This is a genomic window from Parabacteroides sp. ASF519 (genome assembly GCF_000364265.2).
Classification (GTDB): Bacteria; Bacteroidota; Bacteroidia; order Bacteroidales; family Tannerellaceae; genus Parabacteroides; species Parabacteroides goldsteinii.
Genome location: NZ_AQFV02000006.1, coordinates 6,012,442 through 6,035,126 on the forward strand (window position 1 = coordinate 6,012,442; position 22,685 = coordinate 6,035,126).

17 protein-coding genes and 1 pseudogene are annotated in these 22,685 nt (G+C 44.2%); 9 read left to right on the forward strand and 9 right to left on the reverse strand.

The window, feature by feature from the left end; translation table 11 throughout:
• Nucleotides 1-7: 7 nt before the first annotated feature.
• From C825_RS24165 to C825_RS24190, 6 genes are all read left to right on the forward strand, one after another.
• Nucleotides 8-532: a gamma carbonic anhydrase family protein gene (locus tag C825_RS24165; protein WP_010800495.1), complete on the forward strand. Its 525-nt coding sequence runs from the start codon at nucleotides 8-10 to the stop codon at nucleotides 530-532.
• Entirely contained in the window at nucleotides 533-1,705 is a 1,173-nt protein-coding gene (locus C825_RS24170; protein ID WP_010800496.1) for a serine hydrolase domain-containing protein, read from the forward strand.
• A 21-nt stretch (nucleotides 1,706-1,726) separates the two neighbouring features.
• Nucleotides 1,727-2,842 (forward strand): carbohydrate-binding family 9-like protein, encoded by a 1,116-nt coding sequence (locus C825_RS24175; RefSeq protein WP_010800497.1) that lies wholly within the window; start codon nucleotides 1,727-1,729, stop codon nucleotides 2,840-2,842.
• Nucleotides 2,843-3,309: 467 nt separating this feature from the next.
• On the forward strand, nucleotides 3,310-3,960 hold the full coding sequence (locus tag C825_RS24180) for an HAD family hydrolase (protein ID WP_010800498.1): 651 nt from the start codon (nucleotides 3,310-3,312) through the stop codon (nucleotides 3,958-3,960).
• Between the two features lie 88 nt (nucleotides 3,961-4,048).
• The gene (locus C825_RS24185; RefSeq protein WP_010800499.1) at nucleotides 4,049-4,612 is read left to right on the forward strand and encodes a Crp/Fnr family transcriptional regulator; all 564 of its coding nucleotides are present in this window, start codon (nucleotides 4,049-4,051) and stop codon (nucleotides 4,610-4,612) included.
• A gap of 112 nt (nucleotides 4,613-4,724) precedes the next feature.
• Nucleotides 4,725-5,879 (forward strand): acyltransferase family protein, encoded by a 1,155-nt coding sequence (locus C825_RS24190; RefSeq protein ID WP_010800500.1) that lies wholly within the window; start codon nucleotides 4,725-4,727, stop codon nucleotides 5,877-5,879.
• A gap of 85 nt (nucleotides 5,880-5,964) precedes the next feature.
• Here the strand turns inward: C825_RS24190 and C825_RS24195 are convergent, their stop codons facing one another.
• Genes C825_RS24195 through C825_RS24205 form a run of 3 tightly spaced genes read right to left on the reverse strand, consistent with a single transcriptional unit; the run spans nucleotide 5,965 to nucleotide 7,804 of the window.
• Nucleotides 5,965-6,552: a YIP1 family protein gene (locus tag C825_RS24195; RefSeq protein WP_010800501.1), complete on the reverse strand. Its 588-nt coding sequence runs from the start codon at nucleotides 6,550-6,552 to the stop codon at nucleotides 5,965-5,967.
• Nucleotides 6,553-6,554: 2 nt separating this feature from the next.
• Nucleotides 6,555-6,833 carry a DUF2089 family protein gene (locus C825_RS24200; protein WP_007654224.1) on the reverse strand — a complete coding sequence of 93 codons (279 nt, stop codon included), beginning with the start codon at nucleotides 6,831-6,833 and terminating at the stop codon, nucleotides 6,555-6,557.
• A gap of 2 nt (nucleotides 6,834-6,835) precedes the next feature.
• The gene (locus C825_RS24205) at nucleotides 6,836-7,804 is read right to left on the reverse strand and encodes an alpha/beta hydrolase (RefSeq protein WP_010800502.1); all 969 of its coding nucleotides are present in this window, start codon (nucleotides 7,802-7,804) and stop codon (nucleotides 6,836-6,838) included.
• A 225-nt stretch (nucleotides 7,805-8,029) separates the two neighbouring features.
• Here C825_RS24205 and C825_RS24210 point away from each other — a divergent pair, with 225 nt between their 5' ends.
• On the forward strand, nucleotides 8,030-9,430 hold the full coding sequence (locus tag C825_RS24210; protein ID WP_010800503.1) for a C1 family peptidase: 1,401 nt from the start codon (nucleotides 8,030-8,032) through the stop codon (nucleotides 9,428-9,430).
• 190 nt (nucleotides 9,431-9,620) lie between these two features.
• Here C825_RS24210 and C825_RS24215 read toward each other — a convergent pair whose 3' ends face one another.
• The 4 genes and pseudogenes from C825_RS24215 to C825_RS24230 form a co-directional block, all read right to left on the reverse strand.
• On the reverse strand, nucleotides 9,621-10,055 hold the full coding sequence (locus tag C825_RS24215) for a PD-(D/E)XK nuclease family transposase (RefSeq protein ID WP_044215217.1): 435 nt from the start codon (nucleotides 10,053-10,055) through the stop codon (nucleotides 9,621-9,623).
• A 111-nt stretch (nucleotides 10,056-10,166) separates the two neighbouring features.
• Nucleotides 10,167-12,491: a GH92 family glycosyl hydrolase gene (locus C825_RS24220; protein ID WP_010800505.1), complete on the reverse strand. Its 2,325-nt coding sequence runs from the start codon at nucleotides 12,489-12,491 to the stop codon at nucleotides 10,167-10,169.
• A gap of 89 nt (nucleotides 12,492-12,580) precedes the next feature.
• Nucleotides 12,581-13,227 (reverse strand): annotated as a pseudogene (locus C825_RS24225) (nucleotidyl transferase AbiEii/AbiGii toxin family protein).
• A complete protein-coding gene (locus C825_RS24230) occupies nucleotides 13,182-13,508 on the reverse strand; it encodes a DUF6922 domain-containing protein (protein ID WP_007654232.1) in 327 nt (108 codons plus the stop codon). Before C825_RS24230 ends, C825_RS24225 begins: the two are co-directional and overlap by 46 nt.
• Before the next feature lie 1,089 nt (nucleotides 13,509-14,597).
• On the opposite strand from C825_RS24230, the gene C825_RS24235 reads away from it, so the two are divergent.
• The gene (locus C825_RS24235) at nucleotides 14,598-17,738 is read left to right on the forward strand and encodes a SusC/RagA family TonB-linked outer membrane protein (protein WP_010800506.1); all 3,141 of its coding nucleotides are present in this window, start codon (nucleotides 14,598-14,600) and stop codon (nucleotides 17,736-17,738) included.
• A gap of 29 nt (nucleotides 17,739-17,767) precedes the next feature.
• Nucleotides 17,768-19,660 (forward strand): RagB/SusD family nutrient uptake outer membrane protein, encoded by a 1,893-nt coding sequence (locus C825_RS24240; RefSeq protein WP_010800507.1) that lies wholly within the window; start codon nucleotides 17,768-17,770, stop codon nucleotides 19,658-19,660.
• 186 nt (nucleotides 19,661-19,846) lie between these two features.
• Here the strand turns inward: C825_RS24240 and C825_RS24245 are convergent, their stop codons facing one another.
• Both C825_RS24245 and gltX read right to left on the reverse strand, forming a co-directional pair.
• Nucleotides 19,847-21,085 (reverse strand): 3-deoxy-D-manno-octulosonic acid transferase, encoded by a 1,239-nt coding sequence (locus C825_RS24245; RefSeq protein WP_010800508.1) that lies wholly within the window; start codon nucleotides 21,083-21,085, stop codon nucleotides 19,847-19,849.
• 3 nt (nucleotides 21,086-21,088) lie between these two features.
• The gene (gene gltX / locus C825_RS24250; RefSeq protein WP_007654238.1) at nucleotides 21,089-22,606 is read right to left on the reverse strand and encodes a glutamate--tRNA ligase; all 1,518 of its coding nucleotides are present in this window, start codon (nucleotides 22,604-22,606) and stop codon (nucleotides 21,089-21,091) included.
• Between the last annotated feature and the right edge of the window lie 79 nt (nucleotides 22,607-22,685).

A 22,685-nucleotide genomic window follows, 5' to 3' on the forward strand; every position in this document is an offset into this window, starting at 1 on the left:
TATAAACATGGCAATAATAAAATCAGTAAGAGGTTTTACCCCGAAGATCGGTAAAGACACATTTTTAGCAGACAACGCCGCAATTATCGGCGATGTCGAAATTGGAGACGGTTGCAGCATCTGGTTCGGGACTGTCCTCCGCGGCGACGTAAACTCGATCCGCATCGGAAACGGTGTCAACATACAGGATGGTTCCGTACTACATACATTATATGAAAAGTCAACCATAGAGATTGGCGATGACGTTTCGGTGGGACACAACGTTACCATACACGGGGCTAAGATATCCAACGGTGCCCTGATCGGAATGGGATCGGTTGTCCTCGATCATGCCGTGATCGGTGAAGGAGCGATCATAGCTGCCGGTTCAGTCGTACTGAGCAAGACGATTGTCGAACCGGGCAGTATCTATGCCGGCGTACCGGCTAAGTTCGTAAAGAAAGTAGACCCGGAACAGGCGAAAGAGATAAATCAGAAGATTGCTAAAAACTACCACATGTATTCAAGCTGGTATAAAGAAGATTCGGAATAAATGAAAAAAACAGGTTGGGCAATACTGCTGGCTCTATGTTGTATCGGAGGCTATCTGGTATTGCCCTCCAATTATTATCTGCGTCGTGCGCTGATTCATCTGCTCCCGAAGATCGACCAGTATCCGATCTTTGAAAACCGGACCATAGAAGCAGGAGCTCCACAAGCATGGATACAGTCTGAGGACTACAACAAACTCTCCATCCCCGAAAAATACCTGCCGGTATTTGATGAACTGGGAACGGTCGCTTTTGTCATTATCAAAGACAGTTCTTTACTTTTCGAACAATACTGGGAAGATTATTCCCCTAAATCGCACAGTAACTCGTTTTCCATGGCCAAAAGCATTGTTTCGCTAGCTATAGGATGTGCTATTGACGACGGATTCATCAAAAACGTAGATCAACCGGTCAGCGATTTCTATCCGGAATTTCAGGGATACAATGGGAAAGTGCTGACCCTCCGTCATCTGCTGACAATGAGTGCCGGTGTGGATTTCGACGAAGCCTACTCCTCCCCTTTCTCGCCTACCACGAAATTGTATTACGGGGATGACCTGGAAAAGATCGCTTTAGGCATGAAAGAAACGGAAGAGCCGGGCGTTAACTTTATCTACCAGAGCGGGGTGACACAACTACTTTCCCTCATTGTAGAAAAAGCGACCGGAGAAAACATCAGTTCGTACGTTTCAAGAAAATTATGGACTCCAATGAATGCGGAAGAAGATGCGCTCTGGAGTCTGGATAAAAAAGAGGGTATCGAAAAAGCATATTGCTGTTTCAACAGTAATGCCCGCGACTTCGCCCGTTTCGGACAACTAATCTTAAACAAAGGCAGCTGGAACGGCAGGCAACTGGTTTCCGAATCCTATATAACGGAAGCGACAACACCCGACACCTGCCTGACCTTCAAAGAGTATAATGAGACAAACCACTGTTACAGTTTCCAGTTCTGGCATCTTACCTATAAAGGCATGGAAATTCCTTATATGCGGGGAATTCTCGGCCAATATGTTTTTGCCATTCCGGAACTGAATGCCGTCGTCGTACGCCTGGGGCATAAACGCAGTGATACGCGTTCCGCCCAACATTATCCGGATGATATTGATACATGGTTGGGAGCAGCGGTGGAAATGATACAGGAATCAACTGAAAATCAGAATAAATCAGAATAAACATACTAAATTAAACAACAAATGAAGAAAACAGTTTTAACTGCGCCAATCGCAGCATTGTTACTCCTTTCTTGTGCAGAAGCGCCACAGGAGAAAGGGAAAGAGATCACTTACACGCCGCAGGCTGCTTACAATCCTCCGACGTATGTATGTTACAAGGCTCCGGCTCCGATCAAGATAGACGGCAAACTCTCTCCCGAAGAATGGGATGCGATTCCCTGGACTACCGACTTTGTCGATATCGAAGGAGACAAACGTCCTAAACCACTTCTGCAAACACGGGCAAAAATGACTTATGATGATAACGGTATGTACTTCGCCGTTCTGATGGAAGAACCGCATGTATGGGGCACCATCACGGAACACGATGCCGTAATCTATCAGGATAACGATTTTGAAATATTCCTCAATCCGACAAACGATACGCATAACTATCTGGAATATGAAGTAAACTCACTGGGTACGGAATGGGATCTGTATCTGAGCAAACCTTACCGGGATAATCCGCAAGTCCTGAACAACTGGGAATTTGCCGGTATGAAATCGGCCGTTCATGTAGACGGGACTTTGAACAACCCGAAAGATACAGACAAATCATGGAGCGTGGAAGTTTTCATTCCCTGGTCTTCCATCTATCAGGTGGCGAGAGGAAAAGAAAAACCTGTACCCGGCGAACATATCCGTACGAACTTCTCACGTGTGGAATGGACAACGGATATACGGGACGGAAAATACGTAAAAGTCCCTATCAAAGGCGAAGATAAGATTCGTGAATACAACTGGGTATGGGCTCCGACAGGGGTAATCAATATTCATATGCCGGAATACTGGGGATTCGTACAGATATCCGATAAAGTGGCCGGAACCGGCGAAACACCATTCGTAACAGACCCGAATGATGAAGTTAAATGGCTTCTGCGTAACCTGTATTACCGTCAGAACGAATATGCTGCTACCTTCGGCGAATATGCACCATCTGTAACCGCCCTCAAACCGGAAGAATTATGCCCGGCAGAACAGGCCAAACAGATCAAACTGTTCAATACGCCTTCCATGTATGAAATCACATTGCCCGGAACAGACGGTAATGTATGGCATATCCGGCAGGACGGATTGGTTTGGACTTCCAAGAAATAATTGAACCTACTTTTCCCTTGATGGAAAAGTAGCCAAAAGATCAAGGCTTAACCGGCTTCACTGCTACGGTGAAAGACTACACCGTCGCCTCTGAACTCGCTACGCTCAAACAGCAGATACTCCGAACGCTTCGTCTTTCCCCTTCGCGGACGTTCACCCGCTTAGGCCTTGACAAGAACGCAAAGCGTTCTTTTAGGATTGCCAATACTGTCTGTTAATAGGTATCAGTCTGTTATAGAAGGTCGGAATCGGCAACCCTAAAAGGAAGCTCCGCTTCCTCTGAAAGGCCTCATCTGGTGAGCATAAAGCGAAGCATCCGGAGTGAGCGCCCGAAGGCTGTGCTGTTTGAGCGAAGCGAGTTCACAGACGACAGCGAACGCAGGAGGCTGAGTAGCGAGGCAGATGTAGCCTTGATCTTTTGGTTACTTTTCTATCAAGAGAAAAATAACATTCAAATATGATAACAAATGAAACAATACAAATACCTCCTTTTTGATCTCGACGGTACAATTACCGATTCGGAAAGCGGGATTACCCGTTGCGTTGAATATGCACTGAACCATTTTGGCATTCAGGTAAACGATTTACGCGAATTATCACCGTTCATCGGTCCTCCTTTGATGGATTCATTCAAAGACTTTTACAATTTTACCGATGAACAGGCAACCATCGCCGTTGCCAAATACAGAGAAAGGTATGCTGTCAAGGGTATTCTGGAAAATGAGTTATATCCGGGAATTAAAGAATTGCTGGCACAAGTCCGACAAAACGGCAAAACCGTCATACTGGCCACATCCAAACCGGAAATATTCGCCAGACGCATTCTGGATTATTTTGAATTAAGCAGTTATTTTTCTTTCGTCGCAGGAAGTGGCCTGGATGGTTCGCTTCATACCAAAACGGATGTAATCAACTATATATTAGAGGAAAACAATACAACGAACCGAGATTCAGTCGTCATGATCGGCGACAGGAAACACGATATCATCGGTGCCAAAAACACAGGTATAGATTCTATCGGCGTTTTATACGGATTCGGAGATTACGAAGAACTATCGGAAGCCGGAGCGGATTACATAGCAGAAGATATTCCGGCACTCCGCAGATTACTTCTGTAGTTTTGCATTATTCTTCCGATTTTATTCACGTTTTCGGTGTTTTCCTCTTACTTTTGCATATGAAGGAAAGCAATTTAGTATTTGCCTTATGATGAATGTTATAGAAAAGATAAACTCTTCGTACCCCATTTCTGATGATACGATACGAACATTGAAAGAAAATGTGACTTTATGCCATTTCCCTAAAAAATATCAGTTGATAAAGGCAGATATGTTTTGCAAATCAGCCTATTTCATAGAAAAAGGAATGACCCGCTCTTTCTGGCTGGTAAACGGGGAAGAAATAACGACCTCCTTTTCTGACGAGGGGGGAATTGTATTCAGCATGGACGAATTATACTATAACAAACCCAGTGAAGAATTTGTGGAAACACTTGAAGACGTTGTTGCCTATAGAATATCACTGACCGATTTATTACGGCTGTTTGAGACAAATATTGAATTAGCCAATTGGGGAAGAGTCATTCATCAAAACGAATACAGACGATTGCACCGTTCACATAAAGAACACCTTACATTATCAGCCAAAGATAGATACGAAGAATTTAAACAGCAGTTTCCTCTGGTTTGCCAGCGAGCACAACTGGGATATATCGCTTCATATCTGGGAATAACGTTGTCGACACTCAGCCGTCTCAGAGCTCAGAAATAATCTTTCCCCGGCAAAATTTGACGTAGGACAAATGTTTGGAAACAGAAGTTCTCTAATTTTGGGGCGTCATAAGCAACAGCTTACAATAATAATCTAAATTATAAATTTTATCATGCAAAACATTTCTTCCGCTGCATTTACAGACACTAAACCTCATTACGACCTTCTTGACGGATTAAGAGGGGTTGCGGCCCTTTTAGTCGTATGGTATCATGTGTACGAAGGCTACGCTTTTGCCGGAGGCAGCGATACCATCGGAGGTATCAACCATGGCTATCTGGCCGTGGATTTCTTTTTTATCCTATCCGGCTTCGTTATCGGCTATGCTTACGACGACCGTTGGGCAAAGAGTTTAACCCTGAAAGATTTCTTTAAACGCCGTTTAATCCGTCTGCATCCGATGGTTATCATGGGAGCGGTTCTGGGTCTTATCACTTTCCTTATTCAAGGCAGTGTAAAATGGGACGGAACACATGTGGCTATCTCCACAGTTATGTTATCTTTGCTTTGCTCCCTGTTTTTCATACCCGCCATACCGGGAGCCAGTTACGATGTCAGAGGGAATGGCGAAATGTTTCCGTTGAACGGTCCCAGCTGGTCATTATTCTTCGAGTATATCGGTAATATTCTTTATGCCTTGTTTATTCGCCGATTATCCACCAAAGCATTGACTGTAGTCGTCTTTTTGATGGGTGTGGCACTGGCTGCGTTCGCTTCCCTCAATGTTTCCGGATACGGTAATATCGGAGTGGGTTGGACACTGGATGGCGTGAACTTTATCGGCGGATTGTTACGAATGCTTTTCCCTTTCTCCATGGGTATGCTCTTATCCCGTAACTTCAAACCCATAAAGATTAGAGGCGCTTTTTGGATTTGTTCAATTATATTACTGGGATTGTTCTCAGTTCCTTATCTGGAAGGAACCGACCCGATTTGCATAAACGGACTTTACGAATCGTTTTGTATCATCATCGTTTTCCCTATCCTTATTTGGTTGGGAGCATCGGGAACGACTACGGATATAAAGTCTACGAAGATTTGTAAATTTTTAGGGGATATCTCTTTCCCGCTTTATATCATACACTATCCGTTCATGTACCTGTTCTATGCCTGGTTGATCGACAAGCAGCTTTTCACTCTCGGAGAAACCTGGCAAATGGTTCTGGGTGTTCTTACCTTAAATATAGTTGTGGCTTATCTGTGCCTGAAACTATATGATGAACCGGTAAGAAAATGGTTAAGCAAAAAGTTCCTGGCTAAGAAATAAGTATTCTATACATTAATTATAATACAGACGCGGATTTACGGATAACTCTTTATACAAGAACCGTAAAGTCCGTGTCTGCAATATATTAATAACATAAACCAATCAGATACCGGCAAAGAATATCTCCGCCAAACACAGCCACACAATAAAGAATACCTAACGGATATCCTTTCAGATTACAGGACACTTTCAAAGCCTTGAACATCCATACCAATGCCCACACCAAAAATATCATACCGATCAACGACAGCCATATCCCGACCAGGAAACCGGGTTGAGCCATTAGTTCCATCGGCGGCACATTCATATCGATCTTCGCCAGGTTTTGCATCGGAGGCAGCATATTGAATAAATTCATAAAGATAAAAGGTAACTGGGCAAAAGCGACAGTCCCCAAGACATCGATCACCCTTATCCGTGAACGTGACAGGATCAATCCACCCAGATAAAACAACACAGCCGGGACTATCCAGACAACCAAATGTTCCACCGCATAACACCACCAGGCCGGATTAGGTGCCGGACCAAAATGTAACAACCCGTGATAATGCCAGCCGGAAAGATAACATATAACTGTAGAAACTACCATTCCTAATAATCCCCACCCTAACGCTTGTCCTCCGGCAATCCATTCAAACGGATTAACAAGAAAATTTAACCACTGTCTTTTCATAACTACTCTATCTTATTTAATTTATCAATCAGATCATCCAGTACATTCCTGACGGTAGGATAACTCACTCCCATACTCTTCGCCATGTCTTTCAGGCTTCCGCTTGACTTAATAAAATCAACGATAAACTGTTGTTCTTTCTCGGTCAACCGTGCCAAAAGAGGCAGTTCAAAGTTCCCGCAAACCTCCGTGTCGCATTGCCCGCAAAACAACCTCCCCACTCTCAGAGGGGAATCACAGGCCGGACACTGCAACGGCAAACGTTTTCTGACTTCTCCCATAATCACTTTTTCTCTTTAATAAACGAACTCAGCGACGAAATCAAAGTGGCATTAACCGGTAAAGAAGGATTTGCATACACCGCCATCTGTTTTTGAGGATCAGTCGTATCACAATCTTTCAGTACATGATTCATCTTTTCTATCAAAAGAAGTGTTGCAGAAGGAGCCGCTTTCTTCAACAACTCCGCATCTTCCACCAGAACCTGTATATCATTTTTCCCTTGTACGATCAACACTGGAATTTTCAACTCCTTTATTACCTGTTGGGGATTATATTTATACCATGATATCATATAGGGTTGGACCGATTGCCTGAACAAAGCCTCCATACCGAACGGTACATTCGGGACTAATTTACCCTGCTTCAACGAATCATTGATAGAAGCGATCATATTCCTGACAGATTCAGGTTGGGACGAAAGCTGTTTTTCTATTATCTCATAAGCCGGTCTTCCCGCCCCAGCCAAAGAAACAAAAGCCTTTACTTTCGGATCATTACGGCATGCCAGCATCCCGATCAACGAACCTTCACTATGGCCGATCACCGTAATACCGGTAAAACGTGAATCCTTTCCCAGATAATCGATCCAGCCTTTCACATCGTTGACATAATCCTCAAAACGTAGGTCAGACTCTTTCTTTCCTGCCGGTGCACTGGATGCTATTCCCCGTTTATCGAAACGTAAAGAAGCTATGCCCTGCTCTGCCAGATCTTCGGCCAGATACTTTAAAGAATTATTCGTCATCTGTCCGATCGCAGAATTACCATCCATATCGGTCGGTCCTGATCCGGCAATCAACAAGACTACAGGAGAAGATTTCATTCCCGGGGGAAGAAGTATTTTTCCATGAATGGCTCCGTTTTGAGTATTCAGGGTTACCGCCTCATCGGCCAGCGGCATCAACTGCCCGAAACAAACAACGGTAATAAAAGAGAAGATAATGCTGAATAATAATTTTACCTGTTTCATATTATTGCTTTTCTAATAACTTATCCGGACAAATATATAAATTATATTGAATAAAATTCAATACGAGATAAACTTTATTCAATTACAGATAAAAATAATTCATAACAGGTGAGGTATTCCTGTCCCAGGATATCCCTTATTTTTCTTTTCCCATATTTTAGCCATTCCAATTTGTATCCCTTATCTTTGCAGCAGATTAAATACATAACATAAACGAACTATATCATGAAACGAAACAACCTATGGATAACCACCCTGGCCTTGGGTATCGCGTTATCCGCCTACGGACAGCAAGCCGACGGAGGTATTTCCGCGGAGATGCTGCAACAGATCAAACAATCTTACAAAGGAACACCGACTGATAAAGCAATTCATAATGCGATCAGTAATAACGACATCAACAAACTGGCAGTAAACGCTGAAAGCAAAAACAATTTCGACACTTACTTTTCTCACAAAGTAAACGGTAAAGGCATCACCAACCAGAAATCTTCCGGACGTTGCTGGCTGTTTACCGGACTGAACGTATTCCGTGCACAGGCAATCGCTAAATATAATATGGGAGATTTCCAGTTCTCACAAAACTATTCTTTCTTCTGGGACCAACTTGAAAAAGCAAACCTTTTCCTGCAAGGCATCATCGATACCCGGGAAAAACCGATGGATGACAAGATGGTGGAATGGTTATTTAAAAATCCGCTCAGCGACGGAGGACAGTTTACCGGAATATCCGATATCCTGGGAAAATATGGCGTTGTCCCCTCCGACGTAATGGTAGAAACCAATAGTAGCGAGAGCACCGGAAGAATGGCAAACCTGATCAGTCTCAAACTGAAAGAATTTGGTCTGCAACTACGCGACCAGTCAGCCAAAGGGGCTAAAGTAGCCGCACTGGAAAAGAATAAAACCGAAATGCTGGGAACTATTTACCGGATGCTGGTCCTCAACCTGGGTGAACCGCCTACGAAATTTACCTGGACACGCAAAGACGCCAAAGGCGATCCGGTTGAAACGAAAGAATACACGCCCCAGTCATTCTTCGACGAATATATCGGAAAGGATCTGACAAACAATTATGTCATGTTGATGAACGATCCGAGCCGCGAATACTATAAGTTATACGAAATCGACTTCGACCGCCACCGCTATGACGGCAAGAACTGGACATACGTTAACCTGCCGATAGAGGACATCAAGGAAATGGCTATCGCCTCTATCAAAGACAGCACTATGATGTACTTCTCTTGCGACGTGGGTAAATTCTTCGATCGTGAACGTGGCCTGCTGGACGTGAACTATTACGATTACGGCTCACTGATGGGTACCACTTTCGGTATGGATAAGAAACAACGCATCCAGACATTCGCCAGCGGTTCGTCGCATGCCATGACCTTAATGGCAGTAGACCTGGACAGCAACGGCCAACCGAAAAAATGGATGGTTGAAAACAGTTGGGGACCGGGTGCCAACAACGGACATTTGATCATGACCGACGAATGGTTCAACGAATATATGTTCCGTCTGGTAGTCGATAAGAAATATATCACCGACAAAGTAAAAAACGTCCTCAAACAAACACCGACCCGTCTTCCGGCCTGGGACCCGATGTTTGCTGACGAAAATTAATCGTTCTTTTATTACTTTTCGAGATGTTTCCGTTGCAAAATAAGAGCCTGTTTAAATTTATTATCAGGCTCGATTTTAGAAAATAATGAGCCAATATGCCAATGTGCCAATTTAGAAATAATTGAAACAACAAATCAGCAAAGTACTCCGATGGTTCGGGACTTTGCTGATTCAATATCGTGTGAATAGCTTACAATTCGTTTATCTCTTCAACAGACAGACCAGTGCACAGGGTAATTGTCTCAATATTAACTCCCTGATTTTTTAAGTTGGCTGCAATTTGACGTTGTCCTTCGGCTTTTCCTTTAGCCAGCCCTTCTGCTATCCCTTCAATCTTTCCTTTTTTCAAGCCTTTCACCTCTGCTTCCTCTACCGCATATTCCAGCGTATTACGCCAGTCGCGATAAATCTTCAGGTTCTCATCGTAAACTGCCCGTTCGTGAGGAGTCATTGCATTCAGGTTGGCTACATCGAGCAGGCGTTTGAAAGCATCATTTTTCTCCTTAAACGGAGACATATCAAATAAATTCATATTCTTCAATATATAAACCATATTCTCCAGAGGTGTTTTACATTCCTCTTCTCTTAGATTGAACAGATCGAACGACAGATAAATCTGTTTCAGTTCTTTTTAGAAGTTTTACTTCCTATCCAAGTCCCTTGTTTCCACAAATACTCCAATAGCCCTTGTTTGTGACCCGACAGCCAGTAACGGCTGAAATGTTTTTATTCCGTTCTATTTCCCCCAATCCGAAGGCTCCGCCCCCATCTGCAAGACCAAAGTCCCTCCCTTCATCAGGTCGTCATGTATCAGATAACATTTATCGTAAGGCTTTCCATTTAGAGTTGCCTGCTGGATATATATATTTTCAGGGCTATTATTGTGAGCTTCAATCACAAATGTCTTTCCCTCAGCATAGTTCGGGTCCAGATTGAAGACAACCTTCTCAAACACCGGACTCGTCAATTCATACCGCTGATCGCCCGGACAAACCGGATGTAATCCACTAGCCGCCAACACATACCAGGCAGACATCTGGCCAACATCTTCATTACCGACCAATCCCAGCACCGAATTTTTATAAGCATTCCGGCAAATATCCCGCGTCCATTTCTGTGTAAGCTCCGGAGCACCCAGGCGGTTGAACAGGAATGGCACGTGATGTACCGGCTCGTTGGCATGATTATAATATTGATTCCATAAATAGTTGGCTGGTGTTTGTTCAAACATATCCGTCAGATCGGCCAGCACCTTTTCCCGTCCGCCCATCAGTTTGATCATACCTTCCACATCATGAGGTACAAACCAGCCTTGCTGGTAGGCATTACTTTCCACACAGCCATATCCTTCGGCCAGTCTTCCCTGTTCCGGCAACGGCAAATATTCCCCTTTTTCATTACGGGGACGAAACCATCCGTAATCCGGATCGTACAGGGTCGTATAAGTTCCTGCCCTACGATCAAAAACATCCTTATCCGCCTCTTTCCCTAGCCATTCGGCCAAACGGGCCATACACCAGTCGTTGTAAGCATATTCTAATGTATGGGAAATGGAACCCGGTGTATATCCGTTCTCATTATTTCCAAACATCCGGGATGTATTCAAAGCATACTGATAAGCCTTGTCTATATCATACGAACGGATTCCTTTAGAATAAGCGTCACATAACACGGAGATAGCCGGATTTCCCAGCATACAGCCGGAATAGGCATTCAGCAACTCCCAACGTTCCAGATAGTTATTTCCGCTCTGGTCCGCAATCTCAACCAACGAATTAATCTGGTCATTGATCAAGGTCGGATTAATAATCGTCTGCAAAGGCATTTGGCTCCGGAAAACATCCCAGCCGCTAAAGATCGTCCGTTTAGAAAACTGGTCTGTTACATGTACCTGTTTATCCGCTCCCATATACTCTCCGTTTACATCACTGCAAACACGGGGATCGATCATCGTGTGATAAAGGGCTGTATAAAAGATATGCTTTTCATCCTCCGTCCCGCCAGACACGGATATTTTGGAAAGTGCGTCATTCCATAACTGCCGGCAGGATGCCAGTGTCGCATCAAAATCCCACGCATTCATTTCCGAATGCAGGTTCTCTTCCGCATTCCTCATACTGGTAAAAGAGATACCGCTTTTCATCAGAATCTGATCTCCGGTTTCCGTCTCAAAGTCAGCATAGAATCCAAGATGTTTGCCTACATAAGAAGTCACGTCCGGAATGATCCGGGCATTCCTCACTACTTCCTGATAGCGTTCGCTCTCTATATCTCCACGTTTGCACGTCCAGTCATCCGGTATATCGGCCGACCATACGCCATGTGACCGAAACGGTCTCGAGAACTCGGCATAGAAATAGACAGTATAATCTGCTTTACCGTCGCCATTCCCCCAACCGCCGCCTTCGGGAGGACATTTCATCTCTCCGCGGATCGTATGGTCATTGATCACTTCGACGGCTTGCCAGGTGGAAGTTCCCCCCACCCTTCTCGCCAGGTCTATCTGGATACGCGATTCTTTACTTTCAGGAAATGTAAAACGCAACATTCCACTATGGGGAAGTGCCGTTGCCTCCGCTTTTATCTGATAATCCGTCAGCATCACAGCGTAATAACCGGCAGATGCTTCTTCCGAAGACTTGTCGTAGCGGGACCGGTATCCCTTATCCGGATCGTCCGATGCACCCGAAAACGTATGCAGTTTTCCTACCGTGGGCATAACCAGCAGGTTTCCCAGATCGCCATACCAGCCAATCCCGCTCATTTGTGTAAAAGCAAAACCTTCGATAGAAGTATGTTCGTCACTATACCCGGAACCATTATCCCCTCCGGTAATCGTATTCGGACTGACCTGTACCATACCGAACGGTGCCGTTGCCCCGGGAAAAGTCTTCCCCAGACCATGATAAGAACCTCCGGCATCCATACTGGTGGATGCCCCGATAAAAGGGTTTACATAAGAAGAAAGGGCCTGTTGCTCCTCCGACCGGTCTTTCACTGAGCCACAGGAAATATAAATTGCACCAAGAACCAATAAACACAAACTAATCTTTTTTTTCATAATGCTATCGATTGATAAGAATAAAATTAAGAATATTAGGACTACACCTCGAACTTTTCCATTCTGCAAACCTACATATGAGACATAAACTAAGAGAGCGGAAACGACTCAAAAACTTTATTTTGAATTTGAGTCATATCAATCAGTCTCCTTTCAATGAGTTTCCAATCATATTTACCATTCAACATAACAATATCTTCTTCGAAATCTATGTCTTCAAAATAAGTAATAGCTTTGAAAGGTCTAATGAGATTTGATCCGGGAAATTTACGCTCATACAATCTCAGCATTAAATTAAAAGGAAAGCGAGTGGAAAGGAAAGCTATATCAATGAAATCTTTTAGCCGCGAACCATTATCGGCAATAGCTGAAAGTTTCATGGCTACGATATCCTCCATACTATACAATCTTATATCAGACTCGGTGTATGGCTTCTCAAGATAACCCCATAAGAATGGGTAATGCAGTCTATCTTAACACCGTCTATGGTTCCCTTCAAGGTATTTTTTTCCATGAAGTCAGTACGGAAACCATATTTATCACGAAGGAATATTTCTAGTTTCCCTGCATCAAATGATTCCGGTGTAAAAAGATCCAGATCAACACTGATTCTATGACCTAAATATAAGGCCAAAGAAGTTCCCTCTGCCAAATTAAAATTTGACATCACACTTTCACTTTCCAGCATTTTTAAGAGTTCAAGAGTTGATCTCGCAACAGTTTCCGTGTGTAACATTTTAGTTCTTCTTTTTTAAGATTAAAGGCAATACAGACAAAATTCATATCCCGGGACGACAAATTGGGAACTTCTTTTATTATTTCCCTAAATCCTTCTATACCGCCATACAATTTAAATGCAGCATAAAAATCCTTTAGCCATCCCCTCTCTATGACACGTTGAACTACTACTTTTCTTGATTTCCACCAATCAAAATGAGACAAGTCATATTCCCAAAGCAAGGATGACGAGATTGATGTATCACCAGTGTATGTCTTATATTCATCAAATATAGTCATTTCCTGTTCTTTTTGTACCTATACAAATTTACTACATTTCGAAAGAAGACACAATTATTCAAACGTTTTTATTATTTATCCTCCTCACAACAATTATCTTTTTATTGGAATGCCCCATCGACTCCATCCCCTATTTCCCATATTCTAAATGTTTATTACATCATCGGAGGATACAATCACAAACTAACCGGCGAAAGCAGGGATACTAATTTATTCCTCCCTACTAACTAATTGACAAGTAAGGACTCATTATTGCCAGGGTGTACAGGGTAACCGATTAAGGTGTACAGGTTAATTCGCCAAGGTGTACAGGCTGGTCAGTTATCCTGTACAGGGTAATTATTCAGAGTCGGGAGTTAACTATTAGTTTGTTATAGGCTATGATTTAGTAAGACTGGAGGATAGCAATAGTTTAAAGAAGGGGGCATGATAAAAACATCCTTTATACACAAAGTTTTCAACATTCTATTTGTTATTTGCAATATACCGGTGTAACTCACTGCTAATAAGGATAATGAAGCATTGCAAATGGACTTTTTATTTGCAATGCTATTTGTCATTTGCCATTATTCTTCTTGCTGTTTATATATGACAAATGACAGGTTCATTTTTTCTAATCTTGAATATAACACCATTTAATAGGGATTAACCATCATTTTGATGCAGTAGCTCAGAATATTATGACATCATCTAATGAAAAACTTTTTCGTTTTTATTTGCTTTATTCAACACTTCTCCATACATTTGTTGCCGTACACACTGGTAAAGCGTTATTGGTCGGTACATTTTATTGATTACGGAAGCGTTTTAAAGATATTATCTTAGTTGGAAACTTCGACACTTTTCAATGTAGCTAGATAATAGACAACAAGAACGCTCACGTACCTTTCCTTGTTATATCTGTTCATAGGCATTGTTATATGCATATGTCTCTATGGATATACTAGATAAAAGGGCGTGAGTTGTTGTTTATATTAGCTACAGGGCAGTCGAAGGCCTCCAACTAGATATAATCAACAATCCTCACGCCTCTTTTATTTGTATAACCATCCACTTGGGGATTGATGGATATCTAGTATTAGTATTTGTATGAAAAATCATGTTCTCAGTTTTTTTCATCGGTTCGCCTTGATACTATTCTTATCAGGGATGTTTATCTGTCAGGCCTATGCGCAAAGAACTACCGTTAAAGGTATTGTAAAAGATCATTCAGGAGAAGCACTTATCGGTGTGAATGTTATGGAAAAAGGAAAGACCAATGGGACCATAACCGGTAGTGACGGAATGTTCAGTCTGAATGTATCTGGGAAAAAGCCGGTATTAGTATGCTCTTATATCGGTTATGTAACGGAGGAAATTCCTGTCGTCAGCCAGGAAATGCTCACAATCACGCTAAAAGAAGACACCGAAGAACTGGACGAAGTGCTGGTTATCGGTTACGGCACGGCTAAGAAAAAAGACCTGACTGGTGCTATTTCCCGTGTAAAAGCAGAAAAAATGGAAGCAGAAGCTCCACGGTCTGTCCAGGACCTGCTACGTGCCAGTGCAGCCGGTTTATCCATCAGTATGTCTACCGATGCAGCCGGTACAGCCGACCTGCAGATACGAGGGAAAAACACATTAAGCGCAGGTTCGGCTCCCCTGATCGTACTGGATGGTGTCATTTACGACGGTTCCATGCAGGATATCAATGCCATGGATGTCGAAAGCATCGATGTTCTGAAAGATGCCAGTTCAGTCGCTGTCTATGGGGCCAAAGCGGCGAATGGCGTTATTGCTATTACGACAAAAAAGGGGAATACGGGCAAGCCGGTTATCACTTTTAATGCCAATGTCGGCCTGGTACATAATTCGCGACTACCTAAGACTGTCGACGGAGCAGGCTTCCTGGCTTTCCGTCAGGAATATGCAGAAGGCTTGTTATCACAAGACGAGTTAACCGCACAACCCGGCAAATATGCCGACCCGCGAACCTTGTCATCGATGGGAATCGATCCATTGACATGGTATAATTACGATCAGAAAAATCCGGGTTCAGCCCTGCCTGATGACAAGACACTGGTCACGACCTGGCTGACCCGTCTGAATCTACAGAACATCGAGATTGAAAATTATCTGAACGGCGTGGAAACCAATTGGGATGACATTGTTTATCAGACCGGCCTGCAACAGGATTATACCACCAGTATTTCCAACCGTACGGATAATTTCTCTTATTACTGGTCGTTAGGATATGCCGACCGTGAAGGAGTAAAAACCGGCGACCGCTACCGGAACTTCCGCTCACGACTGAATCTGGAATCAAAGGTTACTTCTTTTCTTACTGTCGGACTGAATTCCCAGTTCGCAACCCGTATCGGCGGTTATCTGGCAGCTGATGTCGACCAGCGTGAACATAATTCGCCTTACACGACTAATGAAATTGACAACCTGGATAGTCCGTACCGGATGTATCCCTCCGGCGACAACAATACAAAAAATCCGTTCTTTGACAACCTGTACCGTGACAGACGCGATATAAACCATGATTTCAATGCCAATTTGTATGCCATCCTGAAACTACCCTTCGGCCTGGAATATCAAATGAATTTTACTCCCCGTTACCATTGGTACGAATACATGAACCATGAATCGTCCCAGCATCCCGAATGGGCCGGGGAAGGCGGCAAGTCGGAACGTAAAAACGAGAAAACGTTCAACTGGCTGCTTGACCATATTGTACGCTGGAAACAGGAGTTCGGAAAGGATCACCGTGTAGAAGCAACATTCCTGTTCAATGCGGAAAAAGGACAATGGTGGCAAACGGTAGCCAAGAACCAGCAATTTACCCCGAGCGACGTACTGGGATATCATAACATCGGAGCAGGAGCCATTCCATCCGTTTCCAGTAACGATACTTATAAAACGGGGGATGCGCTGATGGGACGTATATTCTACTCTTTCAAGGATAAGTATCTGATCACAGCCTCGGTACGCCGTGACGGTTATTCCGCTTTCGGGCAGATGAATCCGCGTGCCACATTCCCTGCCGTGGCTTTAGGATGGGTCTTTACTTCCGAAAAATTCATGGAGGCATCGGGCAGCTGGCTGAATTACGGAAAACTCCGTTTCTCCTGGGGACAGAACGGGAACAGGGATATCGGTCAATATGATGCATTGGCTTCCCTCAACTCCGGACTGCATCCCTATATCGACCAGAACGGAAATGTGTATGTTACCTCCCAGATATACATCAACCGTATGCCGAACAATACATTGAAATGGGAACGTACTGCCTCTTATAATATAGGTATCGACTTCTCTGTGTGCGGTGACAGACTGAGCGGCAGCATGGAAACCTACATGGCCGAAACCAACGATCTGCTGGTTAACCGCTCCCTGCCCTCTATTTTAGGATATGACAATGTGAAGGCCAACCTGGGTACACTGACCAACCGCGGTTTTGAACTGACCTTGAATGCCAATGTGATAGAGAACAGAAACTTCTCCTGGAATTCGAGCGGAACCTTCTCTTTCAACCGGCGGAAGATCAAACATCTGTACGGAGACAAAGAAGAAATAAAGGATGCCGACGGGAATGTGATCGGTTATAAAGAAGCAGACGACCTGGCAAACAAATGGTTTATCGGGCATGATACGGATCAGATCTGGGACTATGAACGCGACGGTGTCTGGCAACTCGGAGAAGAAGAAGAGGCTGCCAAATATGGGAATAAGCCGGGTGATTTCAAATATATCGACCAGAATAACGACGGGGTAATGGATAATGATGACAAAATATTCCAGGGTTACACCACTCCACGCTTCCGCTGGTCCTGGAGAAATGAGTTCACATTCTATAAGAACTTCAATTTATCCTTTATGGTGTATTCGCACATCGGGCAATACGGAACCTTCAACCGGGCAGCCAATACGGGAGGAATGTTTGACCGCTACACCGTTGTAGATATCCCGCGCTGGACAAAAGATAATCCGACGAACGATTACGGACGCCTGGGTTCCAAGAACATCGGCAGTAATTATGTAAAGAAAACATTCGTGCGTATGGAAAACATCACACTGTCATATAATGTGCCGCAGAATTTCCTGAAAAGATTCTCCGTACAGAACATGCGTTTCTCCGTTGCCGTCCGTAATCCGTTCGTCATCACGGGATGGACTTTCGGCGATCCGGAAGGCGGTGACACGACGCTGAGAACCGTCAATTTCGGTGTAAACTTTACTTTATAAACATTGATTAACCCATAAGAATTAAGATTATGAATCAGAATAATAAAAAATACCTGGTACTGGCTTTAGCTGCCTTACCTTTACTGAATTCCTGCAATGACAGTTGGCTCGACCCGAAGCCGCTATCTTTTTATACTCCCGAAAACACCTATGTAGATGCTGCCGGTTTGTATTCGGCACTGGTTGCCTGTGAACGTAATATGCGCCACGAATTCTTTACGGACGGCGCTCCGATCCTGACGGAAATGTACACCGCAGATATTGCCGTACATGGGAAAACCGACGAAAGCGGTTCGTTGGTGGACTTCGATAACGAGATGCTTCCTGCCCGAACCAAGAATGATATGAAAGGCAAGAACGGCTGGTATTGGGCAGAAGGTTTTAAAGGAATCAAGTATGCCAATATCGTGATCAGCCGTCTGGATGCCGCCACTTTTAAGGATGAGGCGGAGCGGAATGCCGTACTGGGCGGGGCCTATTTCCACCGCTCCTATCGTTACTATAAACTCACCCACCAGTTCGGAGACGTTCCTTGGTTAAGTGAAGAAATTACCCGGCCGAAACTCGACTTTTACTCCTATGACCGTTGGAGTATTCTTGAGCAATGTAAAAAAGATATGGAATTCGCTTACCAATGGGTACCCGAACAAATGGACCGGGGCCGAGCCAACAAAGATGCCTGCGGTATGTTACTGATGAAAATATGCATGTCATTGGGAGACTTTGACCGAGCCATTGAAGTTGGAAAGGAAGTCGTCGCACGGCACCCGCTGATGACACAGCGCTTCACGACCAACCAGAACAAGCCCAATACGAATTTAATGCATGACCTGCATAGTGTAGAAGCCAAAATAGACATGAGCAACACGGAGGGTATCATGTATGTGGTAGCCTACCCCGACATCGTCGAAGCCGGAGACAAACGTATTTATACGATGCGTAACGGACTCCCTTACTGGGCAAAAGGGGCAGCGATCAAGACACCCGACGGAAAATCAGGAACAGCCATCGTCCCTGCTTCCGAAGACAAAAACACGGAAATTGACAATGATGCCAACTACGGCCGTGGCATCGGAACCTGTCGTCCTACGAATTATTTCCAGTATGAGATCTGGACCGACAAGGAAAAGAATGACCTGCGCAGCCCGAACAATCATGACAGCTGGAAACGAATGGAAGACCTGCGGTATAATGAGCCGAGCCTGAAGAAGAACAACAGCCCGTGGTATGGTCAGCAACTGGTTCGTCCGAACGACATTTCCGTGGCAGACTCCATCCGTTGCTGGTACATGTGGCCGCATTATAAACTGTTTGTCCCGGACCCAACGAAAACCCAGGATCTTCAGGGTGGAGAAACACCCTGGTATATCTATCGTTCAGCAGAAACCTATCTGATGATGGCCGAATGCTATTACTGGAAAGGCGACAATGCCAACGCCGCCTCCATGCTGAATATCGTCCGTGCACGTGCCGGAGCAGAGCCTTTGACCGGCACGATCGGTATAGCAGAAGTACTGGCTGAACGTGCCCGTGAGTTGTATTATGAAGAGAACCGCCATGTAGAACTGGTCCGTATATCCTATCTGTATGCCAAAACAGGCAAAGCATGTGAGGCTTTCGGAGGACGTATCTATACCCTGAATAATTTCTCAGGACCAGGTGGAACCGGAACAAACAACAAAGATGCAGGCGTGAATTTCTATTTTGACTGGGTGATCAAGCACAATAACTTCTATAATAAAGGTATAGTTATCCCTTATGGCGAATATCGCCTGAGTGTACATCATGTACTGTGGCCCGTTCCGGAAAATGCGATCAAGACAAATACCGGAGGAGTTATCAATCAGAATATCGGATATCCGGGAGCAGAAAACAACATCACTCCCCTGAAAGTAGGTGAAGTAATTCCTGAAACAGAATAGACCAATGATAAGAAGCGCAATTCATTAGAAACATCAACAATGCGCTATGCCCCGGACGATCGGAAGAAAGTGGAATACACCGGATTCTGAGACTCCGGGGCTAAAAAACAAAATACCGATTGACTGGTGTCCAATTCCTTATCGGCATAAACCTAAAATCAAACACCAGATCAATCGGTATATTTTTTACAACTTTATTATTCGTAATATCTTATCTGTCGCCCCGGCATTGCCATTTACAAACTGTCCGGCACTTTCGCCCGCAGCTTCCAGCACTTCATGATAGGTCAGCAATTCATCCATCTTCTCGCAGAAGGATTGTTTATCTGATACGGAGAAGCCGCCTCCCACCTTGATCAGGTCTTTTGCTTCCTTGAATTTATGATATTTCGGACCGAATAAAACAGGGATGCCATACACTGCCGCTTCAAGCGTGTTATGAATACCCGCTCCGAAACCACCACCAATATAAGCGATCGTTCCGTACCGGTAGATAGAGGACAATAAACCGAAACTGTCGACAATCAGACAATCTTTACCTTCCGCCAAAGACTGGTCATGAAACACATCCGACAAACGGACGGAAGGACGTTTCAACAACGACTCGATATACATCAGATGTTCGCGATGAATCTCGTGCGGAGCGATGATCAGCTTCATCTCCGGATGCTCATTGAAATAAGGGATCAGAATCTCTTCATCCTGCGGCCAGGAACTTCCGGCTACAAGAGTCAATCTTTTCTCCTTTCCTCCTTCACAGACAAAATGTTCCACTGGCGATAACTCACGTGCCTGGTTACGGACATCCAGTACCCGATCGAAACGGGTATCTCCCGTAACAGTTACATTCGTTATCCCGAACTCTTTCAGCAAAGCTGCCGAACGGTCATCCTGCACAAACAAATGGGTAAAGCAATAAAGCATCTTCCGGTACGGATAACCGAACCACTGGAAGAACAACTGATCGCGACGGAATATGGATGAAATGATGTACACCGGGATATTGCGATGCTTCAACTCTTGCAGGTAGTTTCCCCAAAACTCGTATTTAATAAATACAGCAATGGAAGGATTTGCCAGATTCAGGAATTTCTTCACCCGGTAAGGCGTATCGAAGGGCAGATAGCAAATGACATCTACCCCGTTATAATTCTTACGGACTTCATATCCCGAAGGGGAAAAGAAAGTAAGTAGTATTTTATACTCCGGATGTTCCGCCTTGATCTTCTCCATCATCGGACGTCCCTGTTCGAACTCGCCCAGGGAAGAAGCATGAAACCAGATATATTTTGCATTCCGGTCGATCTTCTCACGAAGAATGGAATTCGTTTTCCACTGCCCCAGACGCATGATCCGGGCCTTCTTATGGAATGGAGAAATCAACGCAATGATAAATGCGTAAAAGTGGATTGCCAGACTATACATAACTTATTTAAGCACTTCAATCGCTCTTTCGATACGGCGAATAGATTCTTCTTTTCCTAATGCTTCTGTAATATCAAATATATGAGGACCTTTTCCTTCACCGACTAATGCCAAACGGGTAGCATTCATTATATTACCCAAATGGTAGCCTTTGCTTTCGATCCAGGCTTTCACCTCTTCTTCCGTTCCTTCGATATCGAACGGTTCACGAACGCGCAGTACTTCGATCAGTTCTGCCAACTGGGCAGCAGAATCGGCCTTCCAACGTTTTTTCGTTGTCTTCTCATCGTATTCGGTCGGAGCAACAAAGAAGAATGCACAAACATCCCATAATTCCTTAATAAAAGAAACACGGTCTTTCATCATGCCGACAACCTTCTCCACATATGCCGGATCGGCTTTTATACCGTGGCTTTCAAGGATAGGCATGAACAATGCTGCGACTTCTTTATTGTCTTTTTTCTGGATATACTGGTGGTTGAACCATTTTCCCTTTTCATAGTCGAACTTGGCACCGGCCTTGCTGCAACGGGTAAGATCGAAATAGTTGATCAGTTCGTCCATACTCATGATTTCCTGATCGTTACCTGGATTCCATCCTAACAGGGCCAGGAAGTTAACAACCGCTTCCGGCAGGTAACCGCTTTCACGGTATCCTGAAGAGATATCACCGGTTTTAGGGTCATGCCATTCCAACGGGAATACAGGGAATCCCAGACGGTCACCGTCACGCTTGCTCAGTTTACCGTTTCCTTCCGGTTTCAATAACAAAGCCAGGTGGGCAAACTGCGGCATCGTATCTGCCCAACCCAGATAACGGTACAGCAATACATGAAGGGGAGCGCTCGGCAACCACTCTTCGCCACGGATCACATGAGTGACTTCCATCAAGTGGTCATCGACAATGTTTGCCAGGTGGTATGTAGGCAACTGGTCAGCCGATTTATATAATACCTTATCATCCAGGATAGAAGAGTTGATTACCACTTCACCACGGATAATATCATTCACATGAATATCTTCGTTCGGCTCGATCTTGATACGGACAACATACTGGTTTCCGGCATCGATCAACGCCTTTGTCTCTTCAGCAGAAAGTGTCAGGGAGTTACGCATCTGCAAACGGGTGGAAGCATCATACTGGAAATTGGCAATTTCCTGACGTTTGGCATCCAGTTCAGCCGGTGTATCAAATGCAATATAAGCCAGACCGTCATTCAGCAACTGGTCGACATATTGCCTGTAAATAGCTTTTCGCTCGCTCTGACGGTACGGACCGTATTCGCCACCAAAGTTCACACCTTCGTCGAATTTGATACCCAACCAGGTAAGCGCTTCAATAATATAAGCCTCCGCTCCCGGAACAAACCGTTGAGAGTCGGTATCTTCAATACGTAAGATCAAATCTCCGCCATTCTGTTTGGCAAATAAATAGTTGTATAAAGCTGTACGAACACCTCCGATATGCAGCGCCCCTGTCGGGCTGGGTGCAAAACGGACTCTAACTTTCCTTTGAGTCATAATTATTTCATTCTATAATAATGCGGCAAAAGTAGTCCTTTTTTTTCTCTTACTAAACTTTTTTATGTACATTTCGCCC